13 protein-coding genes and 1 pseudogene are annotated in these 13428 nt (G+C 59.3%); 11 read left to right on the top strand and 3 right to left on the bottom strand.

The genetic code is table 11. The features are described from left to right. Window positions 1-45: 45 nt before the first annotated feature. Window positions 46-468: pseudogene (locus tag AKG12_RS29640) on the top strand (PfkB family carbohydrate kinase); the annotation flags it as partial. Window positions 469-601: 133 nt separating this feature from the next. Here the strand turns inward: AKG12_RS29640 and AKG12_RS23430 are convergent. Then, the gene (locus AKG12_RS23430; RefSeq protein WP_052820628.1) at window positions 602-1321 is read right to left on the bottom strand and encodes a GntR family transcriptional regulator; all 720 of its coding nucleotides are present in this window, start codon (window positions 1319-1321) and stop codon (window positions 602-604) included. A 197-nt stretch (window positions 1322-1518) separates the two neighbouring features. Here AKG12_RS23430 and AKG12_RS23425 point away from each other — a divergent pair, with 197 nt between their 5' ends. From AKG12_RS23425 to AKG12_RS23380, 10 genes are all read left to right on the top strand, one after another. Continuing rightward, window positions 1519-2352, top strand: coding sequence for a substrate-binding periplasmic protein (locus tag AKG12_RS23425; protein WP_052820697.1), 834 nt, complete (start codon window positions 1519-1521; stop codon window positions 2350-2352). Window positions 2353-2419: 67 nt separating this feature from the next. After that, window positions 2420-3202 carry an amino acid ABC transporter ATP-binding protein gene (locus AKG12_RS23420; protein WP_046802149.1) on the top strand — a complete coding sequence of 261 codons (783 nt, stop codon included), beginning with the start codon at window positions 2420-2422 and terminating at the stop codon, window positions 3200-3202. A 9-nt stretch (window positions 3203-3211) separates the two neighbouring features. Next, window positions 3212-3874: an amino acid ABC transporter permease gene (locus tag AKG12_RS23415; RefSeq protein ID WP_046802148.1), complete on the top strand. Its 663-nt coding sequence runs from the start codon at window positions 3212-3214 to the stop codon at window positions 3872-3874. A gap of 9 nt (window positions 3875-3883) precedes the next feature. Further along, entirely contained in the window at window positions 3884-4549 is a 666-nt protein-coding gene (locus tag AKG12_RS23410) for an amino acid ABC transporter permease (protein WP_046802147.1), read from the top strand. A 25-nt stretch (window positions 4550-4574) separates the two neighbouring features. Further along, entirely contained in the window at window positions 4575-5453 is an 879-nt protein-coding gene (gene dapA / locus AKG12_RS23405) for a 4-hydroxy-tetrahydrodipicolinate synthase (RefSeq protein ID WP_046802146.1), read from the top strand. A gap of 57 nt (window positions 5454-5510) precedes the next feature. Continuing rightward, entirely contained in the window at window positions 5511-6749 is a 1239-nt protein-coding gene (locus AKG12_RS23400; protein WP_052820627.1) for an NAD(P)/FAD-dependent oxidoreductase, read from the top strand. A gap of 35 nt (window positions 6750-6784) precedes the next feature. Continuing rightward, a complete protein-coding gene (locus AKG12_RS23395) occupies window positions 6785-8260 on the top strand; it encodes an aldehyde dehydrogenase family protein (RefSeq protein ID WP_052820626.1) in 1476 nt (491 codons plus the stop codon). 11 nt (window positions 8261-8271) lie between these two features. Further along, window positions 8272-9306: a proline racemase family protein gene (locus tag AKG12_RS23390; RefSeq protein WP_052820625.1), complete on the top strand. Its 1035-nt coding sequence runs from the start codon at window positions 8272-8274 to the stop codon at window positions 9304-9306. 8 nt (window positions 9307-9314) lie between these two features. Beyond that, window positions 9315-10073, top strand: coding sequence for an SDR family NAD(P)-dependent oxidoreductase (locus AKG12_RS23385; protein WP_052820624.1), 759 nt, complete (start codon window positions 9315-9317; stop codon window positions 10071-10073). A gap of 14 nt (window positions 10074-10087) precedes the next feature. After that, window positions 10088-10843, top strand: a complete 756-nt coding sequence (locus tag AKG12_RS23380; protein WP_052820623.1) for an SDR family NAD(P)-dependent oxidoreductase — start codon at window positions 10088-10090, stop codon at window positions 10841-10843. 345 nt (window positions 10844-11188) lie between these two features. Here the strand turns inward: AKG12_RS23380 and AKG12_RS23375 are convergent, their stop codons facing one another. Together AKG12_RS23375 and AKG12_RS23370 are read right to left on the bottom strand one after the other, a co-directional pair. After that, complete coding sequence (locus AKG12_RS23375; RefSeq protein ID WP_052820622.1) at window positions 11189-11770, bottom strand: ankyrin repeat domain-containing protein; 582 nt, start codon at window positions 11768-11770, stop codon at window positions 11189-11191. Between the two features lie 436 nt (window positions 11771-12206). After that, a complete protein-coding gene (locus tag AKG12_RS23370) occupies window positions 12207-13121 on the bottom strand; it encodes a hypothetical protein (RefSeq protein WP_285277799.1) in 915 nt (304 codons plus the stop codon). Between the last annotated feature and the right edge of the window lie 307 nt (window positions 13122-13428).

The following is a 13428-nucleotide window of genomic DNA, read 5'->3' as shown; positions in this document are numbered from 1 at the left end:
GGACGCATGCCTTGATCAGGTCGTGTGTGCAGCGGAAAGACGAAGATGAATAAGCAACTCGATGTTATCACCATCGGACGGTCCAGCGTCGATCGCTACGGTGCACAGGTGGGTGGCCGTCTGGAGGACATGGGAACCTTCCACAAATACATTGGTGGCAGCCCCACGAACATTGCATGTGGCGCAGCGCGCCTCGGAATGAAAGTGCAGTCATCACACGCGTCGGTGACGAACACATGGGCCGTTTTATTCGTGAGCAACTGATCCGTGAAAAGGTTGATACCCGTGGTGTGACTACGGATCCGGAGCGGCTGACCGCGCTTGTTATCCTTGGCATTCGCGACGAGAACCAGTTTCCGCCGGTCTTCTATCGCTATCGATGATGATCTGATCAGCGAAGCGCGTGCGGTCGTTGCTATCGGAACACATCTGTCGAATATCCGAACAGAGGCGGCTGTGATGAAGGCATAGCCGTTCTGCGTCGCTAGCGGTCGCTTCCACAATTCTACCCGCGTTCCCCACTGCAGGGCGGTCCCGGAAGCCCGCGACCCATCGCTTCTGAAATTGTCCCGACGAAGCCCATGCTGTTGACGCTCAGGATCTACTCCGCAGCTCGCAATGGACCGAGCGTAACATCCGTTGTGTAGTTCTCGCGCATGAAGTTGATGAAGTTGTCCTGGAACTGCCGCGTGTGAGCGTGGGCCAGCTCGTCAGCCAGATCGATATTCCGATCGCGGACGGCCTCGAACATCTTGGTATGCTCGTCAGTCAGGAGATAGCCTTCGTGGGTTCTCTCAAGATACTCGAAATGCAGATGAAGCATGCGCTGTCCCTGCGAGAGAAGCTTCTCGTAGAAGGACGCGAGATATTGGTTCTTGCCGGCGTAGGCGATCGCCATGTGGAATTCCTTGTTGGCCTCCGACATGGCGAGATGGTTTCCGGTCTTGACCGCGGCGGCGAACGCCTTGTCGCGCTTGGCGATAACCTTGAGGTCGGCGTCCGTTCGTAGCGCCGCCGCCAACCGCGTGTTCATCCGCTGGGCGATATCGAGCGCCTCCACGTACTTCGGAAACGTTGCGACTTCGATCGGGGCGACGATCGTGCTGCGGTTCGAAAGTGTTACGACCAGCTCGTCCGAGCCGAGACGGATGAGAGCTTCGCGCACCGGAGCGCGGGACATGTTGAAGCGCTCTGCGAGCGTCGTCTCGTCCAGGAGCTGGCCCGGAGGAAGTGCGAGCGAGAGAATCTCATTTCTCAGGCTTTCATATACGCTTCGCGAGCCGGTTCCGCGCACCCGCTTCGTTTCAGTCTCGTCAGACACTTAGGTCCCTTTCTTTCGCAATGCGGCATTGGGCCAGAAAACCCCGCTGCTCGCAATGTAATTTTTTCGCTTGACTTTGTCGACACGCTGTTGACATTTTATCGTCAGTCGACACCAAGCCGACAGATAAGAACAAAAGAACGGCTCAAGCCGACGAGTGGAACAACGCGCTTCGCGCACAGCAAAGAGGAATGCCGATGCTTTCGAAGATGATAACGTCCGCCTTGCGGGCGATGCCCGCGCTCGCCCTGGTGGCAGGTCTGTCCGCCACCTCTGCCCACGCCCAGACCGCCGAAGGATACTGGCAGGGCGTCCAGAAGGCCGGTGTTCTGAAATGCGGTGCGGCCGTCGCCCCGCCTTACATCATGCGTGATCCCGCGACTGGTGAATACTCGGGCTTTTACGCCGATCTTTGCCGTGAATTCGCCGACGCCCTCAAGGTCAAGGCTGAGTTCGTCGATACGACCTGGGACAACATAGTAGCGGGCCTGCAGGCGAGCAAGTGGGACGTCTCCCTGGCGCTCAACCGCACTCCGGCGCGCGCCATGGCCGTCCAGTTCTCGATCCCGGCGATGGAGTACCAGATCTCTCTCGTCTACAACAAGAACAACCCGAAGATTCCGCAGGGCGCATCGTCGGTCGCTGACGTCGACAAGGCTGGCGTCACGATCGCTGTCATGTCGGGTACCGCGCAGGACAAGGCCATTTCGGCCGCGGTCAAGACCGCCACGATCATGCGCCTGCCGGGCAACGACGAGACGCGCCTGGCGCTGACGTCCAAGCGCGCAGACATCCTGGTGGACGCCTCCGACACCAACCTGCTTCTGACGCAGGCGAATCCAGACTGGGCGGTTGCACTCAGCCCGACGCCGGCGCTCGCCAAGCAGGGCGTTTCCTTCGGCCTGCCGCACAACATGTCTACGGCCGATGTCGAAGTGGTCAATATCTTCCTTGAAGAGAAGGTCGCGACGGGTCACGTCGACGATTTGATCAAGAAGGCGGTCGATCAGGTCCTCAAGGGCTCGAACTAACATCGCCAACAGCGCTGACGCCCATTGGTCGGCGCTGTCCCGCACTCGATGTAAACCGAGATCGGCCATGACCATGTCTTTCAATTTACCTCTCGTTAAAATGCAGGCCCTGCACAAGAGCTACGGCGACGGTGCGATTCAGGTGCTCAGGGGCATCGACATCGAAATGAAGCCCGGCGACCGCGTCGTCGTCATAGGTCCGAGCGGCGGCGGCAAGAGCACGCTTCTCCGCGTCATGATGGGCCTCGAACAGATTGACAGCGGTTCGATCAGTTTCGACGGCAAGCCTTACATCTCTTCGGAGGGGCCAGCCAAGAAGACCCTCATCGACACCAACGTTCGTCGTTCGATCGGCATGGTGTTTCAGCACTATACGCTGTTCCCACATCTCAGCGTCATCCAGAACTTGATGCTCGCACCATGCAAGGTCCGGGGCGAACCGAAAGCGTCGGCGCAGGCCCGTGCCCAGGCTCTCCTTGAGCGGTTCGGCCTGGGCGCGAAAGCCAAGGCCTACCCGGCCCAGCTATCGGGCGGCCAGAAACAGCGGGTCGCCATCGCGCGCGCCCTGATGCTCGATCCCAAGCTGATGCTGTTCGACGAGGTGACTTCTGCGCTCGACCCGGAACTTGTCAGCGAAGTCGAGCAGGTGATCATGCAGCTCGCCTCGCAGAACATGCCGATGATGATCGTCACGCATGACATGTGGTTCGCAAAGAACATCGCGTCCCGCGTCATCTTCTGTGCCGGCGGCGTCGTGGTCGAAGACGGTCCGCCCGAACAGGTGCTCGGTTCTCCGAAGGAGGAGCGCACCAAGGAATTCATCGACCGCGTTTTCCACATCAAGCAATAGGAGGTGGCGATGAACTACACGTTCGACTTTAACTCCATTTCCTTTGCACCACTTTTGCGGGGGCTGGTGGTATCGCTCGAGCTGACGGTCGCTGCGAACATCATAGGCGTTATCGCCGGCTTCGGCCTCGCCCTGCTGCTGATGAGCCCGTACCGGCTCCTTCGCATGCCGTTCATGCTCTTCGTCGAGTTCTTCCGGTGTACGCCTGCGATCGTCCAGATCGTGTGGATCTTTTACTGCGTGCCAATGCTGTTCGACGTCTTCCTCGATCCAATCACGATGGGGGTGATGGCGCTCGGCCTCAACCTCACAGCCTTCAACGCCGAAGCTTACCGCGCGTCGATTCAGGCGGTTCCCAGGGAACAGCTCGACGCCGGGATCGCGCTGGGGCTCAATCCTTGGCAACGCGTTCTCTATATCGTGTTTCCGACCGCGTTCCGCGCCTCGGTTCCGGTGCTTTTAACAAACGGCATCGTCATCTTCCAGCAAAGCGCGCTCGTCGCCATCGTTGCAATCGCCGACCTTATGTATGAGGCGAAATCGCTTGCCACCGAAACATATCGTCCGATCGAAACATTCACCGTCGTGGCCCTCATCTATTTCGCCGTGTCGTTCCCCGTCACCCAGATCGTCGGGTTTCTGGAACGCCGTCGTCAAATGCTCGCAAGCTAGGAGGCTCATATGTCGCTTGATTTCTCCGTCCTCGCAAGGTTCGAACATGCGCTCCTTCTCGGGCTCATGACGACGTTGGAGCTCACGGCGGTCTGTATTTTGTTGGGATGCATGCTTGGCTTCCTTGCCGGCCTGGCGCGAACATCGCGCAGCACCTTTCTTCGCCTGATTTCCGGAACCTACGTCGAGTTCTTCCGCGGCACGCCCGTGCTCATCCAGCTTTTCTGGATCTTCTTCTGCCTGCCCCTGATCCTGGGCGTCGAACTCTCTAACTTCGCATCCGGCGTCATCGCCTTGACGCTCTACATGGGAGCGATCACCAGCGAGACGTTTCGCGCCAGCCTCAAATCGATCGGGCCTGAGCAGAGGGATGCATGCGTCGCCCTCGGTCTGCCGTCGTGGGTGCAGGTGACCAGCGTCATTCTTCCCCAAGCCGTCCTGCGCGCGATCCCGACGCTTCTGTCGAACTGCGTCAGCCTCTTCAAGGAGAGCGCACTGGTCTCGGCGGTCGGCATGGCAGACCTGATGTTCGTCAGTCAGAACATTTCCAACAACACGGCCAGGCCTGTCGAAGTGCTCACCGTGGTCGCTCTCATCTACTTCGTCATCGCTTTCCCCATCACACGAGCAGTCACGCTCGTCGAGGGACGTATCCTCAAGAAACTCGCAATCTAGCGGCCCGTTACAGGAGAACAATTCCATGAAACTTTCCGGCGTCATGCCCGCGCTCATCACCCCGTTCGACGCGAACGGCAAGGTCGATTTTAAGGCCTACGAAAAGCACCTGACTGCGCTGCGTGCCGCTGGTGTCACGGGCTGGGTTCCGATGGGCTCGACTGGCGAGTATTCCGCCCTTTCAAACGACGAGCGCCTTGAAGTGCTCAAGTTCGTGAAGGACTTTGCGAATGACGGCGAGATCCTCATCGCGGGTACTAACGCGCCTGCCACCCGAGAGGTCATCGAGAACACGTTGAAGGCCAAGGAAATCGGTTACGACACGGTGCTGCTCGCAACGCCGTTCTACACCCGTCCGACGCAGGACGAACTCCTCTCGCACTTCAAGACGGTTCTGAAGGAAACCGACGTCAATCTCGTTCTCTACAGCTACCCCTACAAGGACGGCGTTGAGATTGGCTTCGACATCCTGGACGCGCTCGCGGACGATCGGCGCGTGCTGGGGATCAAGGAAAGCTCGGGATCCCTCCAGCGCGCCATCGACATCCATTCGCGTTACAGTGGCCGCATCGACCTCGTATCCGGTTCGGACGACATCGCTCTCGACTTCATGTTCTGGGGCGCCGACTCCTGGATCTGCGGACCCGCCAACTGCATGGCGAAGGCCTGTGTTGACCTCGACCGGACCTTCCGCTCGGGCGACCTGAAGGCCGCGCGGGAGAAGATGATCGTCCTCTATCGCGCGATGAACATCCTCGAAAGCGGTAAGTTCGTGCAGAAGGTGAAGTACGGCTGCGAGCTGCAGGGGCTTCCGGTTGGTATCACCCGCGCTCCGCTCGGAGAGCTGACCGCCGAAGAGAAGGCCGAATTCAAGGCTGCGATGCAGCCGATCCTGAATTGGTAAAAGATGCGACCGGCCGGAACAGACCTCCGGCCGTCTTCCCAAGATCGAGGAGCTGAAGTGTCTCAAACCATCGTCGTCGGTGCCGGGATCATCGGCACAGCAATCGCATACCAATTACAGCGTCGTGGCGAGACCGTGGTGCTCCTTGATCGCAACGAGCCGGGGACGGGCGCGTCCTATGGCAACATGGCGAGCATTGCCGTGACTGAATTCATGCCTGCGTCCCGTCCGGGAATCTGGGTGCAGATGCCGGGATGGATGCTCGATCCCGAAGGCCCGGTTCGTATTCGACCCTCCTACATGCCAAAGCTTATCCCCTGGTTCCTGCGCTTTCTATCAGCCAGCCGACCTTCAAAGCTTCGCGAGTTGGAGTCGGCGGGCGCTGTCTTGTGCCGTCGCGTCTACGAAGACCTGGATGCGCTACTCGACGAGACCGGCCTCCGGCACATGATTTCCGCCGAGGGTTGCCTCAGCGTCTACACCGACGAGGCCGAGTTCAGAGCCGACCACGAACATATCGAAATTCTCGACCGGTTTGGCTTTCGATATGAAGTCCTTGGCAGCAACGCCATTCGCGACCTCGAACCTGCGATCACCACGAAGATTGGCAAGGCGGTGCTCTTCCCGGACAACCGGTCCATAGCCAATCCCTATGAGCTCGTCGTAGCGCTTGCGGACCAGTTCAAGAAGCTGGGCGGTTCCGTTCAGACCGGCGAGGTCGTGGGCTTTGAACATGAAGGCGGTGGCGTCAGCGCCGTGGGCTTGAAAGACGGACGAAGGATTGAAGCGGATAGGGTGGTTCTCGCCGCAGGGGCATTCACTGGGCGACTGTCGGCCATGCTCGGCGAGCCGATCCCCCTCGAGACCGAGCGCGGCTACCATACGCAAATCCAGGCGCCCGGCGTCTCCATGCGTCACTCTCTCATCTGGCCGGCTCGTGCCTTCATGGTCACGCCGACCGCAGGAGGCATCCGTGTTGGCGGCACGGTCGAGATGGCGGGGCTCGACGCCGCCCCTGACTACCGTCGGGCGAAGGTGCTGGTGAAGCGGGCAAGGGAAGCGCTTCCCGAGCTGCAGGTGGAGGGCGTCACGGAATGGATGGGCCATCGGCCGGCTATGCCCGACACGGTGCCGGTGATGGGCCGGTCCGCAAAGAGAACGAATGTCTGGTACGCCACGGGTCACGGACATCTTGGCCTGACTTACGGGGCCACCACAGCCCGTCTGATGACGGATCTCATTACGGGCGTTGCGCCGCCCGTCGACATGAAACCCTATCGCGTCGACCGGTTCTAAACCGGCTGCGACCAACGAAGGCAAGGGAACTGACAATGCGAACCGAACTCTATATCGATGGCAAATGGGCGAAGCCGGTCAAGGGTGGCTCTTCCACCGTGACGAACCCGGCGACCGAGGAAGTCATTCAAACGATTGCTTCCGCCACGGCCGAAGACGTCGACATCGCGGTGAAAGCTGCTCGCCGGGCGTTCGACAAGGACGGTTGGCCTAAGCTCACGGGAGCGCAGCGCGCCAAGTATCTGCGCGCGATCGCGGACGGTATCCGCGCCCGGCAGTCGGAGATCGCCAAGCTTGAAGTCCTCGACAATGGAAAGCCGTTTCCCGAAGCGGACTGGGATATTGCGGACGCTGCCGGTTGCTTCGACTTCTACGCGGACCTCGCCGAGCAGCTCGACAACAATCCGGAAGAAATCATCGCGTTGCCGGACGATCGCTTTACATCCAAGGCGGTCAAGGAGCCGGTCGGCGTGGCCGGCGCGATCATCCCCTGGAACTTCCCGCTTCTGATGGCCGCCTGGAAGGTGGCTCCGGCCCTCGCGGCAGGATGCACGATCGTCCTGAAGCCTGCAGAACTCACCTCGCTTACGGCGCTTGAGCTTGCGGCGGTCGCAGATGAGGCGGGGCTTCCTCCGGGCGTCCTGAACGTCTTGACCGGCACCGGCTCGGTCGCCGGGCAGGCCATCATTGATCACAAGGGCGTCGACAAGCTGGCCTTCACGGGCTCTGGCCCGGTGGGCTCGAAGATCATGGCCGCCGCTGCGCGCGACATCAAGCGCATCAGCCTCGAACTCGGTGGCAAGTCGCCATTCGTGGTGTTCGAGGACGCGGATATCGACGACGCGGTCGAGTGGGTCATGTTCGGCATCTTCTGGAACCAAGGACAAGTCTGCTCCGGCACGTCGCGCGTTCTGGTCCAGGATACCATCTACGATCGTTTCATGGCCCGATTGGTCGAGGAGACGAAGAAGATCAAGATCGGTAACGGCCTCGACGAGGGCGTGCTCCTTGGACCGCTCGTATCACGGAAGCAATATGAGAACGTCGTCGCCGCGATCGAGGGCGCGCGAAAGGCGGGAGCGACCGTCGCCAGCGGCGGCGAACGTCCGGAAGGCTTTGACAAGGGCTACTACCTGCAGCCAACGATCCTCACCGACGTGCCGCTGGATAGCGACGCCTGGATCGAGGAGATTTTCGGACCGGTCGTCTGCGTCAAGCCGTTCAAGACCGAGGACGAGGCGATCGAGCTTTCGAATGATTCCCGTTTCGGTCTCGGAGCGGCCGTGATGTCGAAGGACGACGCTCGCGCCGAGCGCGTTGCAGCCGCCTTCCGCGCCGGCATTGTCTGGATCAACTGCTCGCAGCCGACATTCACGGAAGCGCCATGGGGCGGCTACAAGGAATCGGGTATCGGCCGAGAACTCGGACACTGGGGTCTCGAAAACTACCTCGAGACCAAGCAGATCACCAAGTACGTGACCAACAAGCCCTGGGGCTGGTACATCAAGTGAGGCCAGCGAGCATGGAATTCGGAAAGCATCTCGACCTTCTTCTGGTTCATTGCCAGGGAGAACTTGGCCACGTCCTCGTCGGCGGCGCTCCGGAGATCCCCGGAGCGACCATGCTGGACAAGATGAACCATATCAATAATGTGGACGATAGTCTTCGCAGGTTCGTTACGTTCGAACCGCGTGCCAACGTCGCCATGTCGGTGAACCTGCTGGTCGCCCCGACACGGCCGGACGCCGACGCCGGCTTCATCGTGCTTCAGGCTGATCGCGCTCATCCCATGTCTGGCAGCAATTGCATCTGCTTCGTAACTGCCCTTCTCGAGAGCGGCCGCATTCCGATGGTCGAACCTGAGACGACCGTCAGGCTGGACACGCCCGCGGGCTTGATCGTGGCCCAGGCCCGATGTGAGAACGGTCGTTGCGTCGGTGTCAGCCTCAACAACGTGCCGAGCTTTGCAGAGCTGCTGGATCATGAGATCGACACCCCAGCGTGGGGGCGCATCAAGGTCGATATTGCGTTCGGCGGCGTCTACTACGCCCTGGTAGACGTTGGGCAAGTCGACCTCACGATCGCGCCCGACAACGCCCGGAAGCTCGCGGAGGCAGGGATCGAACTCAAGCGGCTTCTTGCCGAGCAGGTAAGTGTGTCGCATCCGACGCTGCCTGGCGTCGACGAGATCGCCTACGTCATGTTCCGTGACAACGAACCGGACGGTGCCGTACGCACTTGCACCACACTCCAGCCGGGACGCGTCGACCGCTCTCCGTGTGGCACTGGAAGCTCGGCAAATCTCGCAACGCTTCACGCACGGGGTCTCGTCACCGTAGGCGATGCGCGGACGTCCAGATCGATTATCGGCGGTGAGTTCATTGCCGAAGTGATCGGAGAGACCGAGATTGGCGGTCGCAAGGCCGTGCTTCCAAGTATCACAGGGCGTGGCTACGTGTACGGTCGAACCGAATTGCGAGTGGAAAGTGATGACCCGTTCATGACGGGTTTTGCATTGTCGGACACTTGGGGACCGCAGGTCGGCCTCCTGAAATGAGGTGAGAGATGACTAAGGCACTCGAAGGGCAGAACGTACTCGTGACCGGCGCCTCGGGCGGCATCGGCGTGGCTGTCGTCAAGCAACTAGCTGCTGAAGGCGCTCGGCCGATCATCCACTACGGGCGAGACATCACGAGTGCCGAGCGATTGCTTTCCGACATCGGCGAAGTTGGCTGGATCGTGCAGGGCGACCTTTCATCTGACGAAGGCCCCTTCGAACTGTGGGAGAGATCCCTGGCGGTGGCGGGAAGAATCCATGCGCTCGTGAACAATGCAGGGATCCGTACCGAAATCTCTATTGAGGCTTCCGCTTCGGACTGGAAGGCCGCCTGGCAGCGCGAGTTCCAGATCAACTTTTTCGCCGCCGCGGATCTCTCCAAGGAAGCTATCCGGCACTTCAAGGCGAACGGCGGTGGGCGCATCGTCAACATGGCGAGCCGGGCAGGCCAGCGCGGCTATGCGGCAGACGCGATGCCGTATGGATCGACGAAAGCTGCCCTCGTCAATCTGACAAAGTCGATCGCCCGCAGCTTCGGCCCCGATGGTGTGACTGCGATCGCGATCGCGCCTGGATGGGTACGCACCGACATGGCGGAAGAGTTTATCGCGACGCATGGAAAAGCGGCGGCGGTATCGGACATTCCAATCGGCGAGATGGCCGAACCGGGCGAAGTCGCCGAACTCGTTGCATTCATTCTACGGCCGGGACAGGCGTCGCTTAACGGCGCGACACTCGACGTCAACGGCGGAAGCTACATCAGATAACTTGGGGAGATTCCATGAAACGGTTTGAGAACAAGGTTGCGATCGTGACGGGTGCGGGCGGCGGCATCGGCTCTGCGATCGCGCGTCGCCTGGCGTTGGAAGGCTCGTTGGTCGTGGTCACCGACGTAAACGAAGAGGCGGCTAGAGAAGTTGTGAAGGGCATCGAGGCGGAAGGCGGCGCGGCACTCGTGATCGCTGCCGACATCTCGAAGAAGGATTCGTGCTTCGATCTAGTCCAGAAGGCATTCTCTCTCAAAGAGCGGATTGACATCCTTGTCAACAATGCAGGCATCAATCGGCGCGGAAACTTGTTGTCCCTTTCTGACGAGGACTGGGACATCAGCTTTACTGTCAACCTCGACTCGATGTTCCATCTCTGCCGGGCTGCGCTACCGCATATGATCGCCGGGGGTGGCGGGGCGATCGTCAACACCGCTTCTCAGTGGGGACTTTATCCGGCCCCGAACCACATCGCCTATAACACGACCAAAGCCGCCGTCGCCGCGTTCACGCAGAACCTTGCGCGCGACTACGCACCGGACAAAATCCGCGTAAACGCCGTCTGCCCAGGTGAAATCCATACGCCGATGCTCGAAGCCGGCGTCAAACGCTCGGGGCGGACGATGGCCGATCTCGACAAGATGGTTCCGTTCGGCCGGATCGGCAAGCCTGAAGAGGTTGCTGCGCTTGTCGCCTTCCTTGCCTCCGATGAGGCGGCGTTCATGTGCGGTTCGCTTGTCGAAATCACCGGCGCACAGGCCGTGGCCTGAACTGCCAAGCCGCTGGAAATGGCTGGGCGGGAGCTGTTGTTGGTTTCGGGACTGAAATCCGACAGCAGCCGTCTGAGGTTCCATAGTAGTGGTTATGGCGCAGCCGATAAGCTCGCAACGAATTCGGCTGTTTCCAGTGGCTTAGTACGCGATGGGCAAGGGTCGGAGGTTCAGATCCCTTCGAGAGCGAAACGAGGAAGTCGGCTCGGGCGCAGACAGTCATCAGTATCCGAGCTGAATATCCCATTCTATCTTACGCAACCAGCCAAACCTGATTGAGGATTTTGGCAGCTAGTGCCGCCTTGTCTTGCGGTAGGAAGGGTGCCGTTCAACATGAACCTGTTGTCACTTCGTCGCACCGTTTGCGGTAAGGACCTCGATAAATGATTCATCACCCGTTTCCCTTGCGAAGGAAAGGGCGGTTTCGCCATCGTGCCCTTCTGCATTCGGATCAGCGCCATGAGCAAGAAGAGCGGCGACGACATCCGGACCATTCTGCTGATTATTTGCCTGCATGATCAACGGGGTCCATCCTCTTTTGTCGCGAGCCTCAATGTTTGCGCCTCGTTCCACAAGGAGCTGCACGGCATCCGGATCGGTGACAATGTGGAGAATGGTGACGCCCTCATCGTTCACAGCATTGATGTTTGCCCCATTTTCAAGCAGGAGATCGAGCACTTCCTTATCCGGATACATGTCGAGGAGGTGTATCGGTTGGAAACCATATTGGTCCCTGGAAACGGCAAGCCCGGGATCGGTCGCGAGCATTGTCTGGACCGTTTCCACTTTGCCCACATGAACGGCGTTGTGGAAAATTCGCATTTCGTCGCCGTCCGCCGCAATGGCTGAACCGACAGCAACTCCCAAAACCGCCAGAAATCGGTAAGCCCAGCGAAACACAGTTACCTCCTTGGATATCTTCGGCATCAATCAACGTATAAAGGATTTTATTGCACGCGGGAATTTGACTTTCAGGGCCGGAATTCGAGCAACCAGCCCTCGGGTGGAGCGCCCGGGACAGTAGTTGTCACCGGTTCAATTAATCTGCATCGACAATTCAAAACAGCCTCTGGGCCCCGGGAGAGCCTCCGACCAAGCATGGGACATACGGCTTCTTTAATCGTTACGGCAGGCGAAGAGTAGCCTGATCATGCGCACCGGCGTAGAGAGGCTTGGTGCACCAGACGATCTCGACAAGAATGACGAGGTAGAAAGTACAACGGCCGGATGGAAACGGGGGCGGTCGATTATTCCTTTGTTCAGATTGGCTCTTCCGCCGTCATAAATATCAGCTCAAGTCGATGAGGTAATGGGGTGGGCTTTTTTTACGCCGTTCCCGCGCGGGAAACGGACGGAAAAGTCGTCATCGGCTGCACTGCTCCTCCGGCACAAAAACAAGCACGTTGAAACCCTCATCAATGTTGAATGTCTGCGGATTGAGCAGTTTGTTCCCATAGGTGGAGCTGAACCAGCACGCGACCCTCTCATCATGAATTGCTGCCAAGGTTTCCCGGACGCTTCTGTTGATCGCCTCGACGATGTCGATCCCTGTCTTGCCTCGCCTGTTGAGATGCATGAGCTTTTTCCGCGCGGGGCTTTCTGCATCGGAAACTGCGATGGATATCCTGTCCTTCGAATAGCTTTTTACCCGAACCCGCAGTCGCTTCGGACGAGACGCATCAAATTGGTCGTTGATCTCTTTGATACGCGCCTCGATGTCAGCATCGGTCAGACGCACCTCAGGCAAAACATCATCCGCCGGCGCAAGCCCGTCGCCAAATTGGGCGCGCGCCACTTCCGCGGCGTGATGCGCATAGGCGAGATGGGTGACGGGCAGCGCCTTCAGCCATTTACGGCGCTGTGTGATCGCCATCGATTTTGCCGCTTCCTCGCCCAGTTTGGCGACGGAGAAGTTTTCTCTTTTCTGCCCCTCACTGGTCATCAGCGTTGCCTGCCAGACATCCCCGTCAGCCGTCTCAACGCGCCTGACGCCGGAAATACCACTTCGGTTGTTTCTACGCAGAAGTACGGCCTGTTCGTGATTGGTGGCGGGCGGAATGGCAAGAAGGATGGCGTCGCGGTAGGCGCGTGCCTGACAGTAGGCGGCATCGCCGGAACCGTAGATGCTGTCCTTGAACAGCCTGACGATCCTGTGGCCGCGCCGCCTGATACTGACCCACCATCCGGCACCATGGCGAGCGCCGACGGCCTCTTCGCGGCGCAGGCCGTAAGTCTCGGCATCGTGTTTTGTCTGTCTCGGATTTCTTTCGAGCGTCACTCCATACCTCAGCCTGTCAGATCTCATCTATGGAATTTTGGCATATGCAGGTTGCAGAATTCATGGTGAGTCCATGGTTTCGCCACAATGTTTGATTGCATTCTGTCGAGATTTTGACAGCTGATGGATTTTTTTTGGCTCTGCTATCGAGGTTCGCGATGAATGATCAATCTTCTTTTTCCGATTTCGTTCAGGCGAGCCGCGTGCTCAAGGTCAAGTCTCCTCTAGGGGAAGACCAGCTTCTTCCGGAACGACTTGCGGTTGATGAGGGCGTGTCGCGGCTCTTCGAAATCCACCTGACCCTGCG

This window comes from Agrobacterium sp. SUL3 (assembly GCF_001263295.1).
In the GTDB taxonomy this organism is placed as follows: domain Bacteria; phylum Pseudomonadota; class Alphaproteobacteria; order Rhizobiales; family Rhizobiaceae; genus Agrobacterium; species Agrobacterium tomkonis.
The sequence above is the reverse complement of the archived record's forward strand: the minus strand, read 5'-3'. Positions and strand labels throughout refer to the sequence as shown.